At 68.8% G+C, this 23,795-nt stretch carries 21 protein-coding genes; 7 read left to right on the top strand and 14 right to left on the bottom strand.

The annotated features are described in order from the left end of the window. Positions 1 to 149: 149 nt before the first annotated feature. The 7 genes from guaD to KVT39_RS05755 form a co-directional block, all read right to left on the bottom strand. Positions 150 to 1,469, bottom strand: a complete 1,320-nt coding sequence (gene guaD / locus KVT39_RS05785; RefSeq protein WP_034183001.1) for a guanine deaminase — start codon at positions 1,467 to 1,469, stop codon at positions 150 to 152. Then, positions 1,466 to 1,882 carry a hypothetical protein gene (locus KVT39_RS05780; protein ID WP_175748803.1) on the bottom strand — a complete coding sequence of 139 codons (417 nt, stop codon included), beginning with the start codon at positions 1,880 to 1,882 and terminating at the stop codon, positions 1,466 to 1,468. The genes guaD and KVT39_RS05780 overlap by 4 nt, the downstream gene beginning before the upstream one ends. Before the next feature lie 27 nt (positions 1,883 to 1,909). After that, positions 1,910 to 2,935 (bottom strand): adenosine deaminase, encoded by a 1,026-nt coding sequence (locus KVT39_RS05775; protein WP_034183002.1) that lies wholly within the window; start codon positions 2,933 to 2,935, stop codon positions 1,910 to 1,912. A gap of 18 nt (positions 2,936 to 2,953) precedes the next feature. Beyond that, on the bottom strand, positions 2,954 to 3,958 hold the full coding sequence (gene xdhC, locus KVT39_RS05770) for a xanthine dehydrogenase accessory protein XdhC (protein ID WP_217588123.1): 1,005 nt from the start codon (positions 3,956 to 3,958) through the stop codon (positions 2,954 to 2,956). A gap of 631 nt (positions 3,959 to 4,589) precedes the next feature. Then, positions 4,590 to 5,102 (bottom strand): disulfide bond formation protein B, encoded by a 513-nt coding sequence (locus KVT39_RS05765; RefSeq protein WP_034183004.1) that lies wholly within the window; start codon positions 5,100 to 5,102, stop codon positions 4,590 to 4,592. 138 nt (positions 5,103 to 5,240) lie between these two features. Then, a complete protein-coding gene (locus KVT39_RS05760) occupies positions 5,241 to 6,617 on the bottom strand; it encodes an amidase (RefSeq protein ID WP_034183005.1) in 1,377 nt (458 codons plus the stop codon). A 7-nt stretch (positions 6,618 to 6,624) separates the two neighbouring features. Next, on the bottom strand, positions 6,625 to 7,305 hold the full coding sequence (locus tag KVT39_RS05755) for a GntR family transcriptional regulator (protein WP_105391839.1): 681 nt from the start codon (positions 7,303 to 7,305) through the stop codon (positions 6,625 to 6,627). A gap of 280 nt (positions 7,306 to 7,585) precedes the next feature. On the opposite strand from KVT39_RS05755, the gene KVT39_RS05750 reads away from it, so the two are divergent. After that, on the top strand, positions 7,586 to 8,761 hold the full coding sequence (locus KVT39_RS05750) for a gamma-glutamyl-gamma-aminobutyrate hydrolase family protein (RefSeq protein WP_034183007.1): 1,176 nt from the start codon (positions 7,586 to 7,588) through the stop codon (positions 8,759 to 8,761). 116 nt (positions 8,762 to 8,877) lie between these two features. Further along, a complete protein-coding gene (locus KVT39_RS05745; RefSeq protein ID WP_217588121.1) occupies positions 8,878 to 9,567 on the top strand; it encodes a DUF2968 domain-containing protein in 690 nt (229 codons plus the stop codon). 76 nt (positions 9,568 to 9,643) lie between these two features. Here the strand turns inward: KVT39_RS05745 and KVT39_RS05740 are convergent, their stop codons facing one another. After that, positions 9,644 to 10,600 (bottom strand): hypothetical protein, encoded by a 957-nt coding sequence (locus tag KVT39_RS05740; RefSeq protein WP_217588117.1) that lies wholly within the window; start codon positions 10,598 to 10,600, stop codon positions 9,644 to 9,646. Further along, complete coding sequence (locus tag KVT39_RS05735; protein ID WP_131948101.1) at positions 10,597 to 10,953, bottom strand: hypothetical protein; 357 nt, start codon at positions 10,951 to 10,953, stop codon at positions 10,597 to 10,599. Before KVT39_RS05735 ends, KVT39_RS05740 begins: the two co-directional genes overlap by 4 nt. On the opposite strand from KVT39_RS05735, the gene KVT39_RS05730 reads away from it, so the two are divergent. Further along, complete coding sequence (locus KVT39_RS05730; RefSeq protein WP_105391863.1) at positions 10,952 to 12,247, top strand: MFS transporter; 1,296 nt, start codon at positions 10,952 to 10,954, stop codon at positions 12,245 to 12,247. The genes KVT39_RS05735 and KVT39_RS05730 overlap by 2 nt on opposite strands. 83 nt (positions 12,248 to 12,330) lie before the next feature. Here KVT39_RS05730 and KVT39_RS05725 read toward each other — a convergent pair whose 3' ends face one another. After that, on the bottom strand, positions 12,331 to 14,241 hold the full coding sequence (locus KVT39_RS05725; RefSeq protein ID WP_217588115.1) for a tetratricopeptide repeat protein: 1,911 nt from the start codon (positions 14,239 to 14,241) through the stop codon (positions 12,331 to 12,333). 58 nt (positions 14,242 to 14,299) lie between these two features. On the opposite strand from KVT39_RS05725, the gene KVT39_RS05720 reads away from it, so the two are divergent. Beyond that, positions 14,300 to 15,946, top strand: coding sequence for an FAD-dependent monooxygenase (locus tag KVT39_RS05720; RefSeq protein ID WP_217588114.1), 1,647 nt, complete (start codon positions 14,300 to 14,302; stop codon positions 15,944 to 15,946). 8 nt (positions 15,947 to 15,954) lie between these two features. Here the strand turns inward: KVT39_RS05720 and KVT39_RS05715 are convergent, their stop codons facing one another. The 4 genes from KVT39_RS05715 to KVT39_RS05700 are packed head-to-tail and all read right to left on the bottom strand — an operon-like array spanning position 15,955 to position 21,257. Beyond that, positions 15,955 to 16,206: a formate dehydrogenase subunit delta gene (locus tag KVT39_RS05715; RefSeq protein ID WP_217588112.1), complete on the bottom strand. Its 252-nt coding sequence runs from the start codon at positions 16,204 to 16,206 to the stop codon at positions 15,955 to 15,957. A 7-nt stretch (positions 16,207 to 16,213) separates the two neighbouring features. Then, on the bottom strand, positions 16,214 to 19,165 hold the full coding sequence (fdhF, locus tag KVT39_RS05710; RefSeq protein ID WP_217588111.1) for a formate dehydrogenase subunit alpha: 2,952 nt from the start codon (positions 19,163 to 19,165) through the stop codon (positions 16,214 to 16,216). A 17-nt stretch (positions 19,166 to 19,182) separates the two neighbouring features. After that, the gene (locus KVT39_RS05705; protein WP_217588110.1) at positions 19,183 to 20,760 is read right to left on the bottom strand and encodes an NADH-quinone oxidoreductase subunit NuoF; all 1,578 of its coding nucleotides are present in this window, start codon (positions 20,758 to 20,760) and stop codon (positions 19,183 to 19,185) included. After that, the gene (locus KVT39_RS05700) at positions 20,757 to 21,257 is read right to left on the bottom strand and encodes an NAD(P)H-dependent oxidoreductase subunit E (protein WP_034183017.1); all 501 of its coding nucleotides are present in this window, start codon (positions 21,255 to 21,257) and stop codon (positions 20,757 to 20,759) included. Before KVT39_RS05700 ends, KVT39_RS05705 begins: the two co-directional genes overlap by 4 nt. 131 nt (positions 21,258 to 21,388) lie before the next feature. Here KVT39_RS05700 and KVT39_RS05695 point away from each other — a divergent pair, with 131 nt between their 5' ends. The 3 genes from KVT39_RS05695 to KVT39_RS05685 all read left to right on the top strand — a co-directional run bounded on the left by KVT39_RS05695 (position 21,389) and on the right by KVT39_RS05685 (position 23,595). After that, entirely contained in the window at positions 21,389 to 22,495 is a 1,107-nt protein-coding gene (locus KVT39_RS05695) for a substrate-binding domain-containing protein (protein ID WP_034183018.1), read from the top strand. A 101-nt stretch (positions 22,496 to 22,596) separates the two neighbouring features. After that, positions 22,597 to 22,866 (top strand): hypothetical protein, encoded by a 270-nt coding sequence (locus tag KVT39_RS05690; RefSeq protein ID WP_034183019.1) that lies wholly within the window; start codon positions 22,597 to 22,599, stop codon positions 22,864 to 22,866. Between the two features lie 375 nt (positions 22,867 to 23,241). Further along, entirely contained in the window at positions 23,242 to 23,595 is a 354-nt protein-coding gene (locus tag KVT39_RS05685; protein ID WP_034183020.1) for a DUF4148 domain-containing protein, read from the top strand. The last annotated feature ends 200 nt before the right edge of the window (positions 23,596 to 23,795 follow it).

The following is a 23,795-nucleotide window of genomic DNA, read 5'->3' as shown; positions in this document are numbered from 1 at the left end:
ACGGTGTGTCGCGCGGGGGAATGCGGCCGGGTAGGGTTGCGAGGCGCACGGGACACGATCGGCGCGTGGCGCGTGGCGCCTTCGGCTACCCGGCATGCGCGGTGGTGGATGCGTCGCCGCGCATGCCGGGACGGAAGCCCGGTAAGCCGTTACGCTGCGGCCGCGCGGCGGGCCGCGCCGCGTTCGTGGACGAGCTTGCCGGCCGCATAGGTGCGGTACACCGCGCGGTCGTCGCCGAGCAGCGCGAACGCGAACAGCAGCTCCTCGAGCGAATCCGCGCGCTTCGTGCGGCGCGCGAGCAGCGGCGTGGCCTGCGGATCGAGCACGACGAAATCGGCCTCGGTGCGCGGCGCGAGCGTGCCGACCGTGTCGGCGAGGTCGAGCGCCTGCGCGGCGCCGGCCGTCGCGAGCCAGAACATCCGCGTCGCGGTCAGGTGGTGGCCCGACAGCCGCGCGACCTTGTGCGCCTCGTTCATCGTCTGCAGCATCGAGAACGACGTGCCGCCGCCGACGTCGGTGGCGAGCGTGACGGGCACGTCGTATTCGCCGGCCTTGTCGAAATCGAACAGCCCGCTGCCGAGGAAGAAGTTCGACGTCGGGCAGTGCGCGACGACGGTGCGTGTCTCGGCCATCCGGCGGCGGTCCTCGTCGTCGAGGTGGATGCAGTGGCCGTACACCGCGCGCGGTCGCAGCAGCCCGTAGCGGTCGTAGATGTCGAGATAGCTGCGATGGCCGGGGAACAGCTCGGCCACCCATTTCACTTCATCGACGTTTTCCGCGACGTGGCTCTGCACGAACACGTCCGGATGGCGGCGCGCGAGTTCGCCGCACGCTTCGAGCTGCGCCTCGGTCGACGTCGGCGCGAAGCGCGGCGTGAGCGCATACATCTGGCGGCCCTTGCCGTGCCAGCGGCCGATCAGCTCGGCGCTGTCGTCATAACCCGATTGCGCGGTGTCGCGCAGGAATTCGGGGCAGTTGCGGTCCATCAGCACCTTGCCCGCGATCATCCGCAGGTCGCGCGCATCGCTCGCCGCGAACAGCGCGTCGGCCGACTGCTTGTGCACCGTGCAGTAGACGAGCGCGCTCGTCGTGCCGCAGGCGAGCAGTTCGTCGACGAAGAAGTCGGCGACTTCGCGCGCATGCTCGGGATCGCCGAACTGGCGCTCGGTCGGGAACGTGTACTTGTCGAGCCACGGCAGCAGGCCCGGCGCCGGCGACGCGATCATGTCCGTCTGCGGATAGTGGATGTGCGTGTCGATGAAGCCGGGCACGATCAGCTTGTCGCGCAGGTCATGGACGATCGCGTCGCGCGCGAGCGTCGCGGCGAGCTGCGCATACGGACCGGCCGCGACGACCTTGCCGTCGTCGACGATCAGGAGGCCGTCGGTCTCGTAGTTCGCGGCCTGGCTCGATTTGGCCGGGTCGCCGTTGAAGGTCAGCAGTTGGGAACGAAAAGCGGTTTGCGTCATGACGAATGGTCCTGCATCAAGGTAAGGCGAACAGAAGAAAGCGATCGACGCCGCGCGGGCGACGGCATGGACGGCACCGCCCGCGCGGCTGCTGGGCGGCGCTTCGCGAGTCGCCGCGACACACTGCGTGCGGCGTGTCCGGATGCGATTGCGCAGGCGTTCGTGGCGGCCGCGGCCGCCAGCGCGTGATTGCCCGCGAATCTCGCAGCGTTGGCGATCGCGACCGATGCGGCGGCGAACGGGACGGCAAGCCGCGACCGCACGCGCCGGCGGGCGGCGACGGACTGCGTCGCCGCCACGCGGGCAGCGAACGCGTTGAACGCGTTCGCGCCGGGCGCATGCATGCGTTCGGCTCGACGCAGGGCCGGACCGGGAGTCGCGAAGCGGATGCCGTTACCGTTACCGCGTTTCATCTGTCTGGCGCACCTCGATGCGGGCCGTCACGCGGCCTGCCAGTACGCGTCGAGGCGCGCGATCAGTGCGTCGCGCTGCGCCGGGTCGATGAACGACGCCTCGAAGCCGTTGCGGATCACCGCATGGACTTCGGCATCGGTGAGGCGCAGCCCTTCGGCCGTCGCGAAGTAGTTTTCATTGACGTAGCCGCCGAAATAGGCCGGATCGTCGGAGTTGATCGTTACCGCGACACCGCGGTCGAGCAGTGCTTTCAGCGTGTGCTTCGCCATGTCGTCGAACACGCACAGCTTCAGGTTCGACAGCGGGCAGACGGTGAGCGCCGTGCGCGTGCGCGCGAGGCGTTCGACGAGCGCCGCGTCCTCGATGCTGCGCACGCCGTGGTCGATCCGGTCGACCTTCAGCACGTCGAGCGCTTCGTAGATATAGGCCGGCGGGCCTTCCTCGCCCGCGTGCGCGACGAGCTTCAGCCCGAGCGCGCGTGCCTTGTCGAACACGCGTGCAAACTTCGTCGGCGGATGGCCGAGCTCGGACGAGTCGAGGCCCACGCCGATCAGGCGATGGCGATAGCGCTCGAACAGCGGCAATGCGGATTCGAACGTCGCGAGCGCGTCCTCTTCGGACAGGTGGCGCAGGAAGCACAGAATCAGCTTGCTCGACAGCCCGCGCTGTTCGGCATCGGCGAGTGCGCGCTCGATGCCCGCGACGACCGTCTCGATCGGCACGCCGCGTTCGGTGTGCGTCTGCGGGTCGAAGAACAGTTCGGTATGGACGACGTTGTCGGCGAGCGCGCGTTCGCAATACGCGGCCGTCATGTCGTAGAAATCCTGCTCGGTCAGCAGCACGCTCGCGCCTGCGTAATAGATATCGAGGAACGACTGCAGGTCGGTGAACGCGTACGCGGCGCGCAGCGCGTCGATCGAGTCGTACGCGAGCTTCACGCCGTTGCGCTGCGCGAGCGCGAAAATCAGTTCGGGCTCGAGCGAGCCTTCGATATGGATGTGCAGCTCCGCTTTCGGCGCACGGGCAATCTTGTCCTTGAATGTCGGGGTCATGGCGTCGTTCTTGGTCGGTCAGTAGGTAGGGGAAGCCTGCGCGTTCGCGTTCGCCTCGACGGCCTGCAGCAACTGCGCGGCCACCGAGATCGCGATCACTTCGGGTGCCTTGTCGATGATGCCTTCGACACCGATCGGGCAGCGCATCCGCGCGACCTGGGCCGGGTCGATGCCGATGGCCGCGAGGCGATGATCGAACTGCACGCGTTTTGCGTGCGAGCCGGTCATCCCGAAGTACGCATAGTCGCCGCGTCGCAGGATGCGCTCGGCCAGCACGAAATCGAGTGCGTGGTCGTGCGTCATCACGACGAAGTAGGACTGCGGCGGCGCCGTGTCGACGGCGTCCGCCGGCGCGGCGGCCGCCTCGATCGCGAGATTGCCGATGCCGGCGAGCACGTCGGCCGGCGGGAACATCGCATCGGGCCCGTCGATCCAGCGCACCTGGCACGGCAGCGTCGCCAGCACCTTCACGAGCGCGGTGCCGATGTGCCCGGCGCCGAACAGCATGACGGGGAACGCATACGGCGCGATCGTTTCGGTCATCAGCGACACGCCGCCGGTTTCCCACAGCAGGCAGTCGGCCCGCGCGGCCTCCGATTCGGGCTCGCTCAACAGCGGCGCGCCCGGCGAGGGGCCGAATGATACGCTACGCACGGTCGCGGCGCCGGCCGCGACGCGCTTCGATAGCGACATGATCCAGCCGAGATCGCCGACGTCGAGCCGCTCGAACGCGAGCACGACCGCACCGCCGCAGCACTGGCCGAGGCTCGGGCCGAGCGCGAGCCGTTCGAGCCTGCGCGCGTGGGGCACGTGCGCGCCATCCTTCAGCAGATGCCGCGCGATCTCGATCGCTTTCCATTCCAGATGACCGCCGCCGATCGTATGGCGGGCCGTGTCGCGCGTGACGAGCATCTTGGTGCCGGCTTCGCGCGGCGCAGAGCCGTCGGTGTGCGCAACCGTCACGAGTACGGCCGCTTCGCCGTGCGCGAGCAGTTGCTGCAGATCGCCGAGCCAGGCTTCCATCAGCACGCTCCGTTCGGGACGACGCGGCACGACACGCGGCGCGGGCTGGCGGACGCGGCGGCAGCGAGGACGGACGGGAGCGGAGCAGGCCGGCCGCACCGCCGATGCAGTGCGGCGGCAGCGCGCTGAATGCGCGTGCGAACGGCGGCGCCGCCGGACACGCGGACGCCATGAGGGTGACGGATGCGGATGGTTTGCGTTGTCATGATGAATCCAGTCGACATTGCGGATCGGGCGCGCGTTACGCAGGGGGCGGTGAGACCGCCTGGCCTCGCGCACGTAGATCGCCATCCAGTCAGGAAGATAGCACCGCAAGGCGACGGGAACATTGCCGGGCGGTGATCCGGGCTATCAGGCGGCGATCATGTCGATCATAGGCCCGCCGCGCGGTATCGGGGCACCGGTGCGTGCACATCGGGCCGAAACGCAGGCGTGACGGGGCGCGGATGCGGCAGTCGCGCGACGCGCGTTCGCCCGGAAATCCGGGCAGCGGCGGGGTAGGGGTTTACGTGTGGCTGGCCGGATGCGGCTTGCGAAGGCGTCCGGCACGGCCGGGCGGCGACGGACCGGCGGCGGCGCGGCCCGACTGAGCGGGCCGCGCGCGCAGGGAGTCGCTAAAGCGGCCGGCCGGTCAGGCCGCGAGCTTGCGGCGATGGCGCCAGAGGCTCGCGACGACCGCAATCAGGATCGCGGCGAAGCCGATCAGCGCCCAGCCGGGCAGCAGGATGCCGAGGATCGGCGGGTAGACGGTCTCGCACAGCCCGGCGACCTTGAACATGCCGGGGAACCACTGCGCGGGCGGCAGGCTGTCGACGATCGGCTGCAGCGTGTCGAAGCCGCAGCTGAAGCCCGGATTCATCTGGATCGACAGGTGCCGCGCGGCGGTGCCGACGCCGCCGGCCGCGGCGATCGCGATCAGCAGCTCGAGCACCCAGACGCCGCGCCAGTTGCGGATCCCGGCGGCCAGGAACGCGAAGATCCCGATCGCGGCGAAGAAGTAGCGCTGGATGATGCACAGCGGGCACGGATCTTCGTTCTTCACGTACTGCAGGTACAGCGCACCGGCCAGCAGGGCGATGCACACCCATCCGAGCAGCATCAGCAGGCGGCGTTCGCGGCGTAGCGCAAGCGTGTAGTCGTTCATGTCGGCGGGGTTCCTCGTGGGTCGGTCCGGAAAAACAATCGCGCGATTTTAGCGCGAACGGTCTGGCACGAAACTGACAGCGCGCGTGCGGCACCCTGCCGCACCGCGCGCATCGCCGCCGTCGATCGGCTGGCGCGGTCAGCGGATCGTGTTCAGCACGGCTTCGACCGACTGGCCGATCGCGAGCAGCGCGTCGTCGCGATGCGGTGCCGCCGCGAGCATCAGGCCGACCGGCGCCGCGTCGCGCGGATGGCACGGCAGCGACAACGCGCACGCGTCGAGGAAGTTGAACGCGCTCGGGTTGCGCAGGATCAGCGCATTGGTGCGCGTGAACGCGGCGTCGTCCGCTTCGAGTTCCGCGATGCGCGGCGGCACGACCGGCACCGTCGGCGCGACGAGCGCGTCGAAGCGCGACCAGACCGTGTGCGCGGCTTCGTCGAGCATCGCGGCGCGCGCGGCGAGCAGGTCGAGATAGTCGGCCGCGCTCGCGGGTTCGCCCTTCAGGATCCGCGTCAGCACGCGCGGGTCGTACCGGTCGCGGTGCTGAGCGAGCAGCGGGCGATGCCACGCGTACGCCTCGATCGGAGAGAAGCCGAAGCGGTTGATGTCCGGCAGCCGGTCGAGTGCGGAGAAGCGCACTTCCGTGACGATCGCGCCAGCGGCTTCGAGATGCTTGAGCGCGGCGTCGAGCGCGGCCGCGACGTCGGCATCGACGCCGTCCGTTACATAGTTCGTCAGCACGCCGAGCCGCACGCCTTCGAGCGGCCGCGCGGCCGGCACGTGCGGTTCGAGGCCCGCGAGCATCCGGTCGACGAGCGCGCAGCAGGCGACCGTCAGGCCGATCGGGCCGAACGAGTCGAGCGTCGTCGACAGCGGCACGCCGCCTTGCGTCGGGATCCGGCTCGCGGTCGGCTTGAAGCCCGTCAGCCCGCACAGGGCGGCCGGAATGCGGATTGAGCCGCCCGTGTCGGTGCCGAGCGCGACGGCGGCCATCCCGTCGGCGACGGACGCGGCCGCGCCCGACGACGAGCCGCCGGAAATCCGCGCATCGCCCGGCACGTCGCGATGGTACGGCGAGCGCGGATTGCCGAAGTGCGGATTCAGCCCGAGCCCGGAGAACGCGAATTCGCTCATGTTGGTGCGGCCGACCAGCACGGCGCCCGCGCGCTTGAGCCGCGCGACGGCGACCGCATCGGTGCGCGCAGCCGGAGCGCCATCGAGCACGCGCGAGCCCGCGCGCGTCACCTGGCCCGCGACGTCGAACAGGTCCTTCACCGACACGGGAATGCCCGCGAGCGGCGACAGCACGGTGCCCGCGGCGCGCAGCCGGTCGTGCGCGTCGGCAGCCGCGCGCGCGTTGTCGGCATCGACTTCGGTGAAGACGACGGCGCCCTGGCCCGACGGATCGGCGATCCGGTCGAGCGCGGCGTCGACGAGCGCGCGGCTCGTGGTCCGGCCGGCGGCGAGGTCGGCGGCGAGCTGGGCGAGCGGGGGGAAGGGCGTGAACGTGGTCATGGGCGGCTCAGGGGCGAAGATGTTGAAGAAGCGTGGAGCGGAACGAATCGATATGGCGTTCGACGGCCGCGCGCGCTCCGGCGGCGTCGCGCGCGGACAGCCGTTCGAACAGTTCGCGATGCTCGTGCTGGACGTCGGCGAGATGGTGAGGTTCGGACAGCGTGACGAACCAGAAGCGCAGCGAGCGCTCGTGCAGCGCGCGCAGGATCTCGGCGAGGACCGCATTGCGCGCGGCCGCCGCGATCGCCTGATGAAACGCGCGGTCGAGTTCCATCATGCCCTCGACGTCGTGCGTGCCGACGCAGGCCTGCCCGTCGTCGAGCAGCGCGGCCATGCGCGCGAGATCGTCGGGCGTCGCATGGCGCGCGGCGAGTTCGGCGCAGTGCGCTTCGTTGATGCGCCGCACGTCGATTACCGCGACGATGTCGTCGAGCGACAGCGGCTGCACCATCAGCCCCTTGCGCGGCATCACGGACAGCAGCCCTTCGAGCACGAGCCGGTGCACGGCCTGGTGCACGGGCGTGCGGCCGATCCCCGTGCGCGCGACGAGGTCGGCCTCGTTGAGCGCGGCGCCAGGCTTCAGGCGCATCGTGATGATGTCGCGCTGGATCAGCGCGTACGCGCGGTCGGCGAGACTGATCGCCGACGCGGCGGGTCGGTCGCGGATGACGTCGGTCAGGGCATTCATGCGGGTTGCGGCGCGGCGGCCGGACGGGGCGCGATCATGGCGCGGGCGATCGGGAAGCATGGACAATCCGTGGATATTATTGTGATATATCACTGGTGTCCAGTGCACGCGGCGACGGGGTGGCGTCGCCGGCACGCGAACGCGGGCGCTCCCCGGCGCGGCGTGCCACCGACTTGCAACAATGTCGACAGGATGTTGCAGGTTTACCGCGCGATCGTGCACTGAAGCATAATGAATCCTCGTTTATCCATACGCGTGAGCGACGTACCAGACCATCGTCATGAGCGAAAACACGCTTTCCCCGGCCGGTCTGCCCGGCACCTCTTCCGCTTCTTCCGATTCTCCCCGTCCCGATCCGGCGAAAACGCCCGATGCGCCGGCAGCGCAGGCTGCCGCGCAAAACGTCGCCGTGGACGGCGCGTCGCCCGTCACGGCCGCATCCGAGCCGGGTGCGGCGGGCACCGCGGGCGATGGCGCCGCCGCGCCGCCGAAACCCGGCTCGCCGCCGCCCGGGTTCGGCGCGCCGCCCGATTTCGATACGCCGCGGCCGCCGCCCGCGAGCGCGCAGAATGCGCCGCCGGCCTACCTGAAGCAGAGCGACACGCCGTGGTCGGTGTTCGGCCGGATCATCGCGGCGCGCGCGCGCCGGCTGTTCGACCGCGCCGGCCAGCGCATCACGCAGCGCACGCTGCGCATCGGCGTGTCGGCGCGGATCTTCCATCCGGAACCGGGCGCGAAGGGGCTGCGGGGCAAGACGCTGCAGTATCTCGAGGAATCGATCGCACACTGGGTGATGTCGCGCGACGTGCTCGTGTTCATGATTCCGACCGTCGGCCACCAGGGCATGATTCACCCGAGCAATATCCGCCTGCGCGACTACGCGAAGCATCTCGACGGCCTGCTGCTGCAAGGCGGCGCCGACGTGTCGCCGCAAACCTATGCGGCGTCGGACGCCCGCCCCGAATGGCCGGGCGACCGCGTGCGCGACATGTACGAACTCGAGCTGCTGCACGAGTTCGTCGAATCCGGCAAACCCGTGCTCGGCGTCTGTCGCGGCTGCCAGTTGATCAACGTCGCGTTCGGAGGCTCGCTGTACCAGGACATCGCCACCGATGTACCGACCGCGAATGCGCACGTGAGCGAGCATTACGACCAGCATCGCCACGCCATCCGCTTCCCCGACTCGTCGACGCTCGCGAGCATGTTCCCCGGGCGCAGCGAAGCGATCGTCAACTCGATCCACCACCAGGCGATCCGCGATCTCGGCCGCGATCTGAACATCGAGGCGGTGTCGGCCGGCGACGGGATCATCGAGGGCATTCGCCATCGCCGTTCGCCGTTCGTCGTCGGCGTGCAATGGCATCCCGAGTTCCATCGCGCGGGCGGCTCGGAGCTGCTCGACTGCACGCCGCTGCTCGATGCGTTCCTGCGCGCGGCGCGCGAAACCCGTCTGTAGCAAGCGGCATTCTTCGTGTCGCACGAAGGCCCGGCCGCATCCCGATAAATTCGAGATGCGGTCGTTTCGTTTTGAACGATAATCGCGAGTTCCGATTCGTTCGCCGGAGTCTGACGTTGGCTTTCCGAAACTTTTCCCCTGCACGATGCGCAACGTGGATCGTTGCACTGGCCGCCTGCGCGCAAGCGGGCGCGGCCTGGTCCGCCGACGCGACCGCGCCGGTCGCCGGTACGCGTCCGGCGGTCACGAGCCTGAGCGACGATGCGGTGCCGGCGGCATCCGCGTCGGACGCAAGCGCGCAAGGCAACGTCGCCGAATTGACGCAGATGCTGCACGACGGCCGGATCGTCGAGATGCGCACGACGTATAACGGCAGCTACGGCGCGAGCCTGATGTTCGATCCGCGCGAGATGACGTACTACGTCGCGCTGTTCCAGGACAAGCATCTGTGGCGCGTGATCCGGTCGCAGGAGAAAAGTCGCGCGGAGATGGTGTATGCGAACTTCGTCCAGCAGACCGTGCAGCTCGCGGATATCGAGATCCGCCGTACCGAGCTGCAGGCGCAGAAGACGTTTCTCGAACGCGTGATCGCGCTGCAGGCGAATCGTGCGCAGCAGTTGCAGGCCGATCTGAGCGTCGCGCGCAGCCAGCAGGCCGAAGTCGCGCAGCGGCAGAAGTCGGCCCAGGAGCAGACGCACGCACTGCAGGTCGAGAAGCGGGCCGCGCAGATGCAGTTGCGTGATCTGCAGGAGCAGGTGCGGCAACTCGAGAAGCAGACCGAGACGGGGCTGCCCTCGCACAAGTAACGAGTCGTCCGACGGACGGAGAGAGACAAGCAAAACCCGGCGAAGCGATCTTCGCCGGGTTTTTTATTGCAGGGTGTCAGTGTGCGAACGCGTCCGGTGCGTCGGTCACTCGGCGGTGGGACAGTTGCGACGTCCAGTCGAAGCCGGCGTCCGGTGCAGGCGCCGAACGGGCAGGCTGCGCGCCGCGCAGCGCGTTTGCCATTGCGATCAGCGTGAGCGGATCGTCGAGCGTGTCGCGCGCATCGCGTGCGTCCGGTGCGTGCGGCGGCGAGGCGAGCCGATCGCGTGTGCGAGCGTCGGCTGTATCGCTCAGGGCTGGCGGCCGTGCAGCCAGCCGCGGCACGGTCGGTGACCGGGTCGGTGCTGCCGTCGTGCGCGTGATGCTTGTTCGACGTGGCGATGCAGTGGCGGTGCGCTGCACGTCGGACGTTGCCTTCGGGCGAAGCGACGCCGGACGAGGCGCGGCGTGGTACGTGGCCGGTGGAGATTCTGCAGTTTTCGCGACAGGTGTCGCCACCGTGCGCTGCGATGCAGGGTATGTCGGCGTATCGGGCTGAACCGCGGCAACCCGTATGGTAGCGGTCGATGACGTGGCGTGATCCGGCGCAATGCCGCCCATCTGGATCGTGTGCGCAGGCTCGAAGCCCGTGAACGGTTCGTGCGCGGCGATCAGCCAGCCGATGATGCCGAACGCGCCGACGCTCCAGCAGATTGCGTACATCGCGCGTCGGTCGCGAGCGCCTCGGACGGTACGTCGGGAGCGCGTGTCGGCAACGGCAGCCGGCGTGACCGGCAGCCCTGCCGATTGCGGCGCTGACGCCGCCGTGGGCCACGGCTGCCAGCGGCACGCGCGGTGCGGCCGGTCGACGTCGATGCAGGATGTCGTCAGTGTGGCGAGGCAATGCTTGCCGGGCCGTGCACCGGGCGCGCCGCGAAAGGTCCATTCGCGGCCGAACGGCGGTACGTGATCGAGCGGAGCGATGCGAGGGCGGGCGAGCGCGCCTTCGACGGGGACGAGGGGCGATGGAGTCATGAGGGCGGTGCGCCGTGCGACACAGGCAACCGTGCCGGCCGCGGCGCGGAAATCTCGTCGCAAATCGTGACATTGTGGTCGGCCGGCGAGAGCCGGTCGATCAGATCAATCTGATTTTCGCGCCCGTTTCGGGGCGACTCGTACGAGTCGAATGCCGCGACGGCGGCAGCAGGGGCGACACAAGGCAAATGTCGGCTTGGCGTGGCATCATTCGCGGACCATGCCGGTGCGCGCGTCGTCGTGCGGCGCGCCGCCGGCGGGCAGCGATGCCCGTGCGCGCCGGACGGCGCCGCGGGCGTCGTCTGATCCATGCGGCGCGGATTCGCGCCATCCGAGCTGAGCGAGAAAAACATGTCCACAGCGTCACACGCCATCGTGCAGGAATCGAAATTCCGCACCGTATTCCGGGTCGTCAGCGGCAACTTCCTGGAAATGTACGACTTCATGGTCTACGGGTATTACGCATCGGCCATCGCGAAAACCTACTTCCCGAGCGGCAACGCATTCGCGTCGCTGATGCTGGCGCTGTCGGTATTCGGCGCGGGCTTCCTGATGCGGCCGGTCGGCGCGATCGTGCTCGGCGCGTACATCGACCACCACGGCCGCCGCAAGGGGCTGATCCTGACGCTCGGGCTGATGGCGCTCGGCACGCTCACGGTGGCCTCGATACCCGGCTACGCGACGATCGGCGTGCTCGCGCCGGTGCTCGTGCTGCTCGGCCGGCTGCTGCAGGGTTTCTCGGCGGGCGTCGAACTCGGCGGCGTGTCGGTCTACCTGTCGGAGATCGCGACGAAGGGCCACAAGGGGTTCTATACGTCATGGCAGTCGGGCAGCCAGCAGGTGGCCGTCGTGTTCGCCGCGTTCGTCGGCGTGCTGCTGAACCGCGCGCTGCCGGTCGAGGAAATGACCGCATGGGGCTGGCGCATTCCGTTCCTGATCGGCTGCCTGATCGTGCCGTTCCTGTTCCTGATCCGTCGTTCGCTGAAGGAAACGGACGAGTTTCTCGCGAAGCGCCACCGCCCGTCGATGGGCGAGATCATGCGCTCGATGCTCGACAACTGGGGCATCGTGGTTGCCGGCATGGGGATGGTGATCATGACGACGGTGTCGTTCTACATGATCACCGCGTACACGCCGACCTTCGGCAAGGAAGTGCTGCACCTGTCGTCGCTCGACGCGCTCGTCGTAACCGTCTGCGTCGGCATTTCCAACCTCGTATGGCTGCCGCTGTCCGGCGCGCTGTCCGATCGCATCGGCCGCCGCCCGGTGCTGATCGCGTTCACGGTGCTGACGCTGCTGTCGGCTTACCCGGCCGTGCTGTGGCTCGTCGGCGATCCGTCGTTCCTGCGGCTGCTCGCGGTCGAGTTGTGGCTGTCGTTCCTGTACGCGTCGTACAACGGCGCGATGGTCGTCGCGCTGACCGAAGTGATGCCGGCCGACGTGCGCACGGCCGGCTTCTCGCTTGCGTACAGCCTGGCGACGACGATCGGCGGCTTCACGCCGGCGATCTCGACGCTGCTGATCCACCAGACGGGCAACAAGGCGGCGCCGGGGCTGTGGCTGAGCGTGGCGGCAATTTGCGGGCTGATTGCGACGCTCGTGCTGTACCGCACGCCCGACGCGCGCAATCAGTACAAGGCGGCCTGACAGGCGCCCGCACATCGTGCGGCGCCGGCCGCATGCATCGCATTGAAAAAGGGAGCGCGCTGCGCTCCCTTTTTCGTCTGCGTTCAGGCTTCACGCAGCTTGTCGGCGACCATGGCCGCCACGTCGAGCCACGCGCCCGGCGCGGGCTGGCGAGCGATCCTGGCCTGCGGATACCACGGGCAGTCGTCGCCGGTGAACCAGCGCCAGTCGGGTGCGAACGGCAGCATGACCCACAGCGGCTTGCCGAGCGCGCCCGCGAGGTGCGCGACAGCCGTATCGATCGTGACGACGCCGTCGAGCCGCTCGATCAGCGCGGCCGTATCGGCGAAGTCGTTCAGCCGACCGTCGAGGCGATGCACGCGCGGATGCGCGTCGACGCGCGCGCGTTCGTCGTCGTCGAGTGCGGGCTGCAGCACGATCCAGTCGATGTCCGGCAGCGCGAGCAGCGGCGCGAGCACGTCGAACGGCATCGAACGGTTTTCCTGTGCCTGGCGGCGCCCCGACCACGCGAGGCCGAACTTGCGTTTCGACTGCCCGCCGAGCGAGCCGCGAAACCGCCGGCGAGCGCCTTCGGGCGCGTCGAGGTAGCGCGAGCCGCCGACGATGTCCGCCGGTTGAAGCCCGAGCAGGAACGGCAGGCTCATCAGCGTGCAGGCGACGTCCGCCGCAGGCGGTTTTGCGGCGCCTTGCGCGACGAGCGTCACGCGCCAGCGCGATGCGGCGGGCGCCAGCAGCGACACGAGTTCCGGCTGGACTTCGAGCACGACGCGCGCGCAGCGTGCGCGGGCAAGCGGCACGAAGCGGACGAACTGCAGCGTGTCGCCGAACCCCTGTTCCGCGCGGATCAGCAGCGTGCGCGACGCAATCGGCTCGCCTTGCCAGCGCGGCAGCGTGCCGAGCGGTATCGCGCCCGGCGTCTCGTGGCGCGCTTCGTACGCGGGCAGGCCGCGCGTGAAGTCGCCGAGCGTCAGCAGCGTGACCGCGCGGTGCAGCCGCGCGAGCGTGAGATCGGGTTCGACGCGCAATGCCTGGTCGAATGCGCGCAGCGCCATCTCGTGCGCGCAGAGCGCGTGATGTGCGTTGCCGAGGTTCAGCCACGCCAGGCTGAACGACGGATCGAGACCGACGGCGCGCTCGTAGTAGGGCAGCGCGTCGCGGTGACGCGCCTGCGCGCACAGTGCGTTCGCGAGCCCGAACAGCGCAAGCGGGAACGGCGGATGCAGCGCGAGCGCGGCTTCGAACGAGGCGGCCGCCTCGGCATGCCGGCCGACCGCATCGAACGTATTGCCGAGATTGAAATGCGCGGCGACGAAGCGCGGCTGCGCGGCGATCGCGGCCTGGAAGTGTGCGATCGCGTCGTCGGCGCGGCCCATCGCGTTCAGCGCCATCGCGAGGTTGTTGTGCGCGCCCGCATGCCCGGGCCGCAGTTCGAGCGCGCGTCGGAACGCTGCGAGCGCGTCGTCGTGGCGGCCGAGCGCGTTCAGCGCGTTGCCGAGATTGTTGTGGATCGATGCGTCGTCGGGCGTGAGCCGGAGCGCGCGGCCGAACGCGTCGATCGCATCCTCATGGCGCTGCAGCGCCGCATACGCGTTGCCGAGGTTGTAGTGCGCGAGCGGAAATTCGGGCGCGAGCGTCAGCGCGTTGCGAAAGCGGTCGATCGCGTCGTCGAGCCGGCCGAGCGCTTTCAGCGCGTTGCCGAGATTGAGCTGCAGCGCGGCATCGTCCGGACGCAGCGCGACGGCGCGGCCGACGAGATCGGCCGCCTCGGCATGCTGGCCCTGCTGGTGCCGCAGCACGCCGAACAGATGCAGCGCATCTGCGTCGGCGGGGTTGGTGGCGAGCGCGGCGCGATAGCCGTGCTCAGCCTCGGCGAGGCGGCCCGCGCGGTGTGCTGCATACGCTCGGTCGAATGCGGAATCCATGACGCGAAAACTGGCGGAAAGCGCGTATTTTCCCACACCGCGCATGGGTGCCGCGCATCGGCCGGTCGGCATATGGCCCCGTCACGCGGAGCGGCGTAGACTTGCAGGGTCGCGTGTCATCGAGGTTCTCATGGCTGACACACTGCCCGATATCCCGCCCGTGCTGATCGTCGGCGCGGGGCCGACCGGCCTTGCCGCGGCGATGAGCCTCGCGCGGGCCCGCGTGCCGGTGCGCATCATCGACCGCCTCGCCGCGCCCGCGCCGTATTCGCGCGCGATCGGCATCCAGGCGCGCACGCTCGAACTGCTGGAGCAGCATCGCGCGGTCGAGCCGTTTCTCGCGCTCGGCCATCGCGCGCATGCGGCCGCGCTGCATGCCGACGGCCGCGTGATCGCGCGGCTCGATTTCGATCCGCTGCAAACGCGCTACCCGTATCTGCTGTTTCTCGACCAGAGCATTACCGAGCGGCTGCTCGCCGAGCACCTGGCCGGGTTCGGCGTGACGGTCGAGCGCGGCGCGACGCTGACCGCGTGCGATGCAGGCGGCACGTCGCTCGACGTGACGATCCGCTGCGCCGACGGCCGCGACGAATCGTTCGCGCCGTCGTACCTGATCGCTGCCGACGGTGCGCACAGCACGGTCAGGCATCTGCTCGGCCTGGGCTTCACCGGGCAGGCGTTCGAACAGACTTTCCTGCTCGCCGATTTCGCGGCGATACCCGACTGGCCGGACGAAGAGATCCACCTGTTCACGACGCCCGAAGGCATGGCGGGCCTGTTTCCGATGGGCGGCGGCCGTTACCGGCTCGTTGCCGACCGGCCGCCCGGCAGCGATGCGTCGCCCGATGCGCCGCCCCCGTCGCTCGCGGAATGCGAGGCGATCGTGCGCGCACGCGTCGGCGCGTCGATTTCGCCGAGCGATCTCGCGTGGTCGTCCTATTTCCACCTGCATAGCCGGATGGTCGATCGACTGCGTCACGGCCGCGTGTTCTTCGCGGGCGACGCCGCGCACGTCCACAGCCCGGCCGGTGCGCAGGGCATGAACACCGGCATCCAGGAAGCGTTCAATCTGGGCTGGAAGCTTGCGCGCGTGCTCGGTGCGGGCACGCCCGAACGGCTGCTCGACACGTATCACGCCGAGCGTCATCCGATCGAGCGCGACGTGTTGCGGCAGACCGGTTTCATTACGCAGATCGTCGAGGCGGATCGCGGCGCGATGAAGCTGCTGCGCGATCATGTCGTGCCGCTGCTGGTGTCGTTCGGGCCGATGCGCGACGCGGTGCGGCGCACGGTCAGCGAGCTCGGCGTGCAGTACCGGAAGAGTCCGCTCACGCTGGAGCGTGTGCTCGACGGCGGTCCGCGTGCGGGCGAGCGGGCGCCCGACGCATTCGTGCACGTGCTCGACGGCCCGCTCGGTCAGGCGCCCGGAACGGCGCGGCTATACGATCTGCACGATCCGGCGAGCTTCACGCTGCTGCTGCTCGAAGAGCCGGTGAATGCAGACACCGGCGCTGCGCCGCCGATGGCGGCCGATGCGCAGGCGCTCGTGCAGGGGCTCGAACGGATCATGCCGGGCGCCGTGCGCGTGTGGCGGGTCACCGATATCGAAGGCGACGGTGCCGCCGGGCTGGCACAGGAGTACGGCCGCTCGCGGCCGTCGTTCTACCTGCTGCGGCCCGACGGGTATGTCGCCGCGCGCGGGCGCACGGCGACCGATGCGAACGGGTTGCTGCGCCATTGCGAAAACTGGTTCGCGGGCATGTCGGTGCCCGGGTAGCGGTGCGTTCAGGCGGTCGCGGGAGCAGGAACGAGCGACGCGCGGTGCGCGGCGATCGCATCGCGCACGATCGGTGCCGCGCGTTGCGCGCCTTTGCCCGACGGATCGTCGAGCGCGGCGAGCAATGCGCGGCGCATCCGCGGCTCCCAGAAGCGCCGGATATGCTCGGCGATACCGGTCAGCGCTTCGTCGCGATCGGGCATCGATTCGAAGAATGCGCCGATCTGGTTGGCCATGTCGATCAGGTGGTCGTTGTCCATCGCAGCCTCACTTGCCTGTCGTCACGGTGTCGGGCGTGCTCGCGCGGCGCTCGAGCAGGTCGATCTGCTCCGCGTTGAAGCGCGCGTATGCGCGCTGCCATTCGGACGGCTGCGCAACCGGCAGCACCTGCACGGCCGTCACCTTGTATTCAGGGCAGTTCGTCGCCCAGTCGGAGCTTTCCGTCGTGATCACGTTCGCGCCCGATTCGGGGAAGTGGAATGTCGTGTACACGACGCCCGGCTGCATGCGCTCCGTCACGAGCGCGCGCAGCACCGTCTGCCCGGCACGCGATTCGATGCCGACCCAGTCGCCGGTCCGGATGCCGCGATCCTGCGCGTCGTGCGGATGGATCTCGAGGCGATCCTCTTCATGCCACCGGACGTTTTCGGTGCGGCGCGTCTGCGCGCCGACGTTGTATTGCGACAGGATGCGGCCCGTCGTCAGGATCAGCGGATAGCGCTGCGTGACCTTTTCCGGCGTCGGAATGAACTTGGTGATCACGAACCGGCCCTTGCCGCGCACGAACTCGTCTATGTGCATCGTCGGCGTGCCTTCCGGCGCGTGCTCGTTGCACGGCCACTGGATGCTGCCGAGCGCGTCGAGCTTCGCGTACGACACGCCCGAGAAGGTCGGCGTGAGCCGCGCGATCTCGTCCATGATCTCCGACGGATGCGTGTAGTGCATGTCGTAGCCGAGCGCCTGCGACAGCAGCAGCGTCACCTCCCAGTCAGCGTAGCCCGCGAGCGGCGGCATCACCTTGCGCACGCGCGAGATGCGGCGCTCCGCGTTCGTGAACGTGCCGTCCTTCTCGAGGAACGTCGAGCCCGGCAGCAGCACGTGCGCATATTTCGCGGTCTCGTTCAGGAAGATGTCCTGTACGACGATGCACTCCATCGCCGACAGCGCGGCCGACACGTGCTGCGTGTTCGGGTCCGACTGGACGATGTCCTCGCCCTGGCAGTAGAGCCCCTTGAAACTGCCGTCGAGCGCCGCGTCGAACATGTTCGGGATGCGCAGCCCCGGTTCCGGCTGCAGCTTGGCCGACCACGCCTGTTCGAACTGCGCGCGCACGATCTCGTCACTGATGTGCCGGTAGCCGGGCAGTTCGTGCGGGAACGAGCCCATGTCGCACGAACCCTGCACGTTGTTCTGGCCGCGCAGCGGATTGACGCCGACGCCTTCGCGGCCGATGTTGCCGGTCGCCATCGCGAGATTCGCGATGCCCATCACCGTCGTCGAGCCCTGCGCGTGTTCGGTCACGCCCAGCCCGTAATAGATCGCGGCATTGCCGCCCGTTGCGTACAGGCGCGCGGCGGCGCGTACCAGCTCGGCCGGCACGCCCGTCACGTCGGCGGTGGCCTCGGGCGAATTGTCGGCGCGCGACACGAAGTCGCGCCATTGCTCGAACGCGCGCGTCTCGCAGCGCTCGGCGACGAACGCGTCGGCAACGAGCCCTTCGGTGACGATCACGTGCGCAAGCGCGTTGACGATCGCGACGTTGGTGCCGGGGCGCAGTTGCAGATGATGCGTGGCCTTCACGTGCGGGCCGTCGACGACATCGATGCGGCGCGGGTCGATCACGATCAGCTTCGCGCCTTCGCGAACGCGCCGCTTCAGCCGCGAGCCGAACACCGGGTGCCCGTCGGTCGGGTTCGCACCCATCACGACGATCACGTCGGCCTGGTCGACCGATGCGAACGTCTGCGTGCCGGCCGATTCGCCGAGCGTCGTCTTGAGGCCATAACCGGTCGGCGAATGGCACACGCGCGCGCAGGTGTCGACGTTGTTGTTGCCGAACGCGGCACGCACGAGCTTCTGCACGAGGTAGGTTTCCTCGTTCGTGCAGCGCGACGACGTGATGCCGCCGATCGAATCGCGGCCGTACTTCTGCTGCAGCTTGCGGAATTGCGTCGCCGCGTAGGTGAGTGCTTCGTCCCAGCTCACTTCGCGCCACGGGTCGGTGATCTTCTCGCGGATCATCGGCTTCGTGATGCGGTCCTTGTGCGTCGCGTAGCCCCACGCGAAGCGTCCCTTCACGCACGCGTGCCCCTCGTTCGCGAGGCCGTTCTTGTTCGGCGTCATGCGCACGACCTGCGTGCCCTTCATCTCGGCCTTGAACGAGCAGCCGACGCCGCAGTACGCGCAGGTCGTGACGACCGAGTGTTCGGCCTGCCCGAGCAGCACGACGGATTTTTCCTGCAGCGTGGCCGTCGGGCATGCGGCGACGCAGGCGCCGCACGACACGCATTCCGACGCCATGAACGATTCGCTTTCGCCGGCGGCGACGCGCGATTCGAAGCCGCGCGCGGCGATCGTCAGCGCGAACGTGCCCTGCGTTTCCTCGCACGCGCGCACGCAGCGGTTGCAGACGATGCACTTCGACGGGTCGTACGTGAAGTACGGGTTCGATTCGTCCTTGCGGTCGTTGAGGTGATTCGCGCCATCGAAGCCGTAGCGCACTTCGCGCAGCCCGACGACACCTGCCATGTCCTGCAGCTCGCAGTCGCCGTTGGCGGGGCAGGTGAGGCAGTCGAGCGGATGGTCGGAGATGTACAGCTCCATCACGTTGCGGCGCAGCGACTGCAGCCGGTCCGACTGCGTGCGCACCTTCATGCCAGCTTCGGCCGGCGTCGTGCACGACGCCGGATAACCGCGCCGGCCTTCGATCTCGACGAGGCACAGCCGGCACGAGCCGAACGGCTCGAGCGAATCGGTCGCGCAGAGCTTCGGGACGTTGACGCCGGCTTCGATCGCCGCGCGCATCACCGACGTGCCGGCAGGTACCGTCACCGGCTGGCCGTCGATTTCGAGCGTGACGTCGGTATCGGCATGCCGTTGCGGCGTGCCGTAGTCGGTATCGTCGAACGGGTCGCGGGCGCGTGCCTGTGCGGCGCTCTTGCACGCGCATTGGCCCGAGCCGCAGCCGCCTTGGCGGACGTTGTTCGTGTCGAGGGACATGCAGGGCTCCTTCTGGGTCAGGCCGCAGCCTTGACCGGGCCCGACGCGGCATCCTTGCCGCCAGCGAGCCCGAAATCTTCGGGGAAATGGTCGAGCGCGGACAGCACCGGGTAGGGCGTCATCCCGCCCATCGCGCACAGCGAACCGGCCAGCATCGTGTCGCACAGGTCGCGCAGCAGCGTGACCTGCCGCTCCGACGTGTCGCCGTGGCGGATGCGCGCGATCGTCTCGACGCCGCGCGTCGAACCGATCCGGCACGGCGTGCACTTGCCGCACGATTCGATCGCACAGAACTTCATCGCATATTCGGCAAGCTCGGCGAGGTTCGACGTGTCGTCGTGCAGCACGATGCCGCCGTGGCCGACCACCGCACCGATCGCCGTGTACGCCTCGTAGTCGAGCGGCACATCCCACTGATGGTCGGGCAGGTAGGTGCCGAGCGGGCCGCCGACCTGTGCGGCGCGTGCGGGCCGGCCGCTTGCCGTGCCATCGCCGAAGTCGAACAGCAGCTCGCGCAGCGTGACCCCGAACGCGAGTTCGACGAGGCCGCCGTGACGGATGTTGCCGGCCAGCTGGAACGGCAGCGTGCCGCGCGAGCGGCCCATCCCGTAGTCGCGATAGAACGCGGCGCCGCGCGCGAAGATCACGGGTGCCGTCGCGAGCGTGATCACGTTGTTGATCACGGTCGGCTGGCCGAACAGGCCGGCGAGCGCGGGCAGCGGCGGCTTCGCGCGCACGACGCCGCGCTTGCCCTCGAGCGATTCGAGCAGCGCCGTTTCCTCGCCGCACACGTACGAGCCCGCGCCTTTCGCGACGTGCAGCTCGAATGCATGCGCGGAGCCGAGCACGTGTTCGCCGAGCCAGCAGGCCTCGCGCGCGCGGACGATCGCGGCTTCGAGCGTCGCGATCGCGTGCGGGTATTCGCTGCGCACGTAGATGTAGCCGACCGTCGCGCCCGTTGCGATGCCCGCGATGATCATCCCTTCGATCAGGCAGTACGGATCGCATTCCATCATCAGGCGGTCGGAGAACGTGCCCGAATCGCCTTCGTCCGCATTGCAGACGATGTACTTCTGCGTGGCGCTCGCGTGCCGGACCGTGCGCCACTTGATGCCGGCCGGGAACGCCGCGCCGCCGCGGCCGCGCAGCCCCGATTCGATCAGCATTTCGCACGCGGCATCGCCGTCGAGCGCGAGCGCGTTCTTCAGGCCGGCGAGGCCTTCATGCTGCAGGTAGTCGTCGATCGACAGCGGATCGGTCAGGCCGATGCGCGCGAACGTGAGGCGCTGCTGGCGCGCGAGATAGGGGTGCGCGTCGACGATGCCGACGCCGCTCGGATGCGCACCGCCTTCGAGCCAGTTGGCATCGAACAGGGCCGGCACGTCGGCGGCCGACAGGTTCGCATAGCCGACGCGTCCGGCGGCCGTGCCGACCTCGACGAGCGGCTCGAGCCACAGCAGCCCGCGCGAGCCATTGCGGACCAGTTCGATCGCGACGCCGCGCCGTTCGGCTTCCGCGACGATCGCGGCGGCGAGCGCGTCGGCGCCGAGGGCCAGCGCGGACGAATCGCGGGGGACGTAGATGCGGGTCGTCATGCGGCCTCCGGCGTATGGGCGAGAGCATCGGCCAGCAGCGCGTCGAATTTCTCCGGCGTGACCTTCGCATGCAGCACGCCGTTGACAGTCAGCGACGGCGACTGCGCGCACAGTCCGAGACAGTAGACCGATTCGAGCGCGACGGCGTCCGGCGCGTGCGCGTCCGCGGCATCGCCGTGCGCTGCGTCGAACCGGCAGCCCGTGCGGGCTTCAGCGTGCGCGGCGAGCGTTTCGCAGCCCATGCTGCGGCACGCTTCGGCGCGGCACATCTGGATCGTCACGCGCGCGGGCGGCACGGTACGGAAGTGGTGATAGTAGGTCAGTACGCCGTGCACTTCCGCGCGCGACAGGTTCAGCGCCCTGGCGAGCGGCGCGACACAGCCCGGCGGCACGTAGCCCGCGTCGTCCTGGATCGCATGAAGGATCGCGACCAGCGACCGGCCGGCGCGCGCATGGCGCTCGACGAGCGCGTCGGGCGCATGGGAATTCGGGGACATCGGTTATGCTCCTCCAAAGTCTCATATGCGCTCACTATTCATATAGTGTGCATCGCGACTTCGTTCAGATTGATTTTCATCAACGATAAGCGGAAGATTTCGCAGTCGCAATAGGAAATCGGAGTACATAATTGGTTCGAATCGAATGCGACGCGTATCTGACCGTACGCGACACGGAAGGTCGCACGGCCAGCCTGTCGGACGTCGCGCCGTTGCTGGAACTCGTGGCCGACACGGGTAGCATCGCGCAGGCTGCCCAGGCAAAAGGGCTGTCGTACCGGCACGCGTGGGGCATGCTGCGCGCGCTGGAAGCGTGCATCGGCGCAGAGTTGATCGAAACCGCGCGGGGCAAGGGATCGACGCTGTCGGAGCTCGGGCAGGCGGTCGTCGACGCGCAGCGCCTCGCGCGCAGCCGGCTCGACGGGAACCTGCGCACGCTGGCGGCCGAGGTGGCCAGCGACCTGAACCGGCGGCTTGCGCAGCGCGACGGCGCCGTGCGTATCCACGCGTCGCACGGTTACGCGGTCGCGACGCTCGTGTCCGCGCTCGTCGATGTGCAGGCAGCCGTCGACATCAAGTATCGCGAGAGCGTCGAGGCCGTGCAGGCGCTCGCGCGCGGCGAATGCGACCTGGCCGGCTTCCATTTGCCGCGCGGCGCGTTTCGCGCTCAGTGCGCGCAGATCTACCGGCCGTGGCTCGACGACGCGCGCCACGTCCTGATTCACCTGACGCGCCGCCAGCAGGGGCTGTTCGTGCCGCGCGGCAACCCGAAGCAGGTCTGCGGGCTCGCGGACCTCGCGCGCAACGACATCCGCTTCGTCAACCGGCAGCCGGGGTCGGGTACGCGCATGCTGCTGGATCTCGCGCTGCGCGCGATCGGCATCGATCCCGAGCGCATCGACGGTTATGCGTCGGCCGAACTCACGCATTCGGCGATCGCCGCGTTCGTCGCGAGCGGGATGGCCGATCTCGGCTTCGGCGTCGAGCCGGCCGCCCGTCATTTCGGGCTCGATTTCATCCCGGTCGTCGACGAGGACTATTACTTCGCGTGCGAACGCGCGCGGCTCGGCGCGCGGCCGCTCGACGGCGTGCTGGCGCTGCTGCGCGACGCGCGCTTCGTCGAGCGCGTCGCCCATCTCGACGGCTACGATCCGGCCGCATGCGGGACGCTGACGAGCATTGCGACGGGGCTGGCGGGCAGTGACGGCACGAGCGCGCCGGACGGCCATTCCCGGTGACGGGCACGCGGTCGGACTGCGCTGCAGGAGCGGGAGATTTGCGCTACGCTTGGCGCTTGATCAACGTTCCAACAAGCACGCCGTTCAGGCGTCATCCCGCCATGAAATTTTCCGTTTCCCTCGCCGCGGCAGCGTTGACCGCGGGGCTTCTGGTCGCTGCTTCGCCGTTCGCGCTTGCGCAGAATTCCCCGGGCGTGCCCGGCGGCATCCTGAGCGAACAGTTTCGCTTGAACGAGCATCCGCAGATGCCGTTCGCGGCGTCGGCGCCATCGCAGAAATACCAGGGCAGCAAGAAATCGGCCTTGCGTCGCAAGGGCGACCTGGGCGACCCGAACGGCTGCAATCTGAAGTGCCCGATGGATACTCAGTAACACCTGGACAGGCGTGTTTGCACCGTCGTCGTGCGGTGTCGAATCGGCAGACGGGTGATGGGCACACGCATATCGGCTTGACCGTCTGACCGGCGCGACTGCACGAATCCCGTGCAATACCATTCGAGCCCCGCGAAGCGTTGTCGCTTCGCGGGGCTCGTGCTTTCAGGCGAGTCGTCATGCGACGCGATGTCGGGCGAAGCAGCGTTCGCGAATCGCCGGCCCGGCGAGTGATCTAGGGTTAACCCGTAAATCAGGAAGGATGTCTTCCTGAAACCTGCCTTATTCTTAAGCATCCGCCTACATAAACTTCAGTTTGTCGGCGCTGAACAAGGTGTTCACCGCGAAAACAGACAAATCTGGAGGTAGGTCATCATGAAGTCGCTCGTTCAAGCTGTTGTCGTTGCTGCCGCTCTCGTTGCCCCGGTCGTGTCGTTTGCCCAGTCGGGTTCGACGATCACCCGCGCGCAGGTCCGGGCCGAGCTGGTCCAGCTCCAGCAAGCCGGTTACAACTCCGCCCGCGGCGAAGATCCGCACTATCCGGAAGCGGTCCAGGCCGCAACGGCCCGTGTTGCGGAACAGCAGCGCAGCGCACTGGCGCAAGCGCAAGGCGCCGACGCCAGCGGGTACGGCGCGCAGGCACAGGGCGCATCGGCATCGGGTTCGCATGCCATGGGCGTGCGCCCGGCCAGCGCTGAAGAAATGAAGTCGCTGTATCGCGGCAGCTGAGTCTTGTATTGCCTGGTGTGCTCGAGCGCAGGGTGCGGCGGACACGTCGCGCCCTGCGCAGCGGCAACCGGGCTGGCCGCAGCCCGTTGCGACCGACGCTTGCGCGGGCGCGGCGGAATATCCGTCACCTCCTGTCGCCGGAATACCGGCGGCATTCCGCCCGGCCCGTCCGTGGCTGGGCGCTTTTTCGAAGGAGAGGG

Source organism: Burkholderia sp. GbtcB21, assembly GCF_019091065.1.
In the GTDB taxonomy this organism is placed as follows: Bacteria; Pseudomonadota; Gammaproteobacteria; order Burkholderiales; family Burkholderiaceae; genus Burkholderia; species Burkholderia pyrrocinia_C.
The sequence above is the reverse complement of the archived record's forward strand: the minus strand, read 5'-3'. Positions and strand labels throughout refer to the sequence as shown.

Coding starts and splice junctions, on each gene's coding strand:
- guaD (WP_034183001.1), bottom strand. CDS start 1,469: ATGACGCAAACCGCTTTTCGTTCCCAACTGCTGACCTTCAACGGCGAC.
- KVT39_RS05780 (WP_175748803.1), bottom strand. CDS start 1,882: ATGAAACGCGGTAACGGTAACGGCATCCGCTTCGCGACTCCCGGTCCG.
- KVT39_RS05775 (WP_034183002.1), bottom strand. CDS start 2,935: ATGACCCCGACATTCAAGGACAAGATTGCCCGTGCGCCGAAAGCGGAG.
- xdhC (WP_217588123.1), bottom strand. CDS start 3,958: ATGGAAGCCTGGCTCGGCGATCTGCAGCAACTGCTCGCGCACGGCGAA.
- KVT39_RS05765 (WP_034183004.1), bottom strand. CDS start 5,102: ATGAACGACTACACGCTTGCGCTACGCCGCGAACGCCGCCTGCTGATG.
- KVT39_RS05760 (WP_034183005.1), bottom strand. CDS start 6,617: ATGACCACGTTCACGCCCTTCCCCCCGCTCGCCCAGCTCGCCGCCGAC.
- KVT39_RS05755 (WP_105391839.1), bottom strand. CDS start 7,305: ATGAATGCCCTGACCGACGTCATCCGCGACCGACCCGCCGCGTCGGCG.
- KVT39_RS05750 (WP_034183007.1), top strand. CDS start 7,586: ATGAGCGAAAACACGCTTTCCCCGGCCGGTCTGCCCGGCACCTCTTCC.
- KVT39_RS05740 (WP_217588117.1), bottom strand. CDS start 10,600: ATGACTCCATCGCCCCTCGTCCCCGTCGAAGGCGCGCTCGCCCGCCCT.
- KVT39_RS05730 (WP_105391863.1), top strand. CDS start 10,952: ATGTCCACAGCGTCACACGCCATCGTGCAGGAATCGAAATTCCGCACC.
- KVT39_RS05735 (WP_131948101.1), bottom strand. CDS start 10,953: ATGTTTTTCTCGCTCAGCTCGGATGGCGCGAATCCGCGCCGCATGGAT.
- KVT39_RS05725 (WP_217588115.1), bottom strand. CDS start 14,241: ATGCCGACCGGCCGATGCGCGGCACCCATGCGCGGTGTGGGAAAATAC.
- KVT39_RS05720 (WP_217588114.1), top strand. CDS start 14,300: ATGGCTGACACACTGCCCGATATCCCGCCCGTGCTGATCGTCGGCGCG.
- KVT39_RS05715 (WP_217588112.1), bottom strand. CDS start 16,206: ATGGACAACGACCACCTGATCGACATGGCCAACCAGATCGGCGCATTC.
- fdhF (WP_217588111.1), bottom strand. CDS start 19,165: ATGTCCCTCGACACGAACAACGTCCGCCAAGGCGGCTGCGGCTCGGGC.
- KVT39_RS05705 (WP_217588110.1), bottom strand. CDS start 20,760: ATGACGACCCGCATCTACGTCCCCCGCGATTCGTCCGCGCTGGCCCTC.
- KVT39_RS05700 (WP_034183017.1), bottom strand. CDS start 21,257: ATGTCCCCGAATTCCCATGCGCCCGACGCGCTCGTCGAGCGCCATGCG.
- KVT39_RS05690 (WP_034183019.1), top strand. CDS start 22,597: ATGAAATTTTCCGTTTCCCTCGCCGCGGCAGCGTTGACCGCGGGGCTT.
- KVT39_RS05685 (WP_034183020.1), top strand. CDS start 23,242: ATGAAGTCGCTCGTTCAAGCTGTTGTCGTTGCTGCCGCTCTCGTTGCC.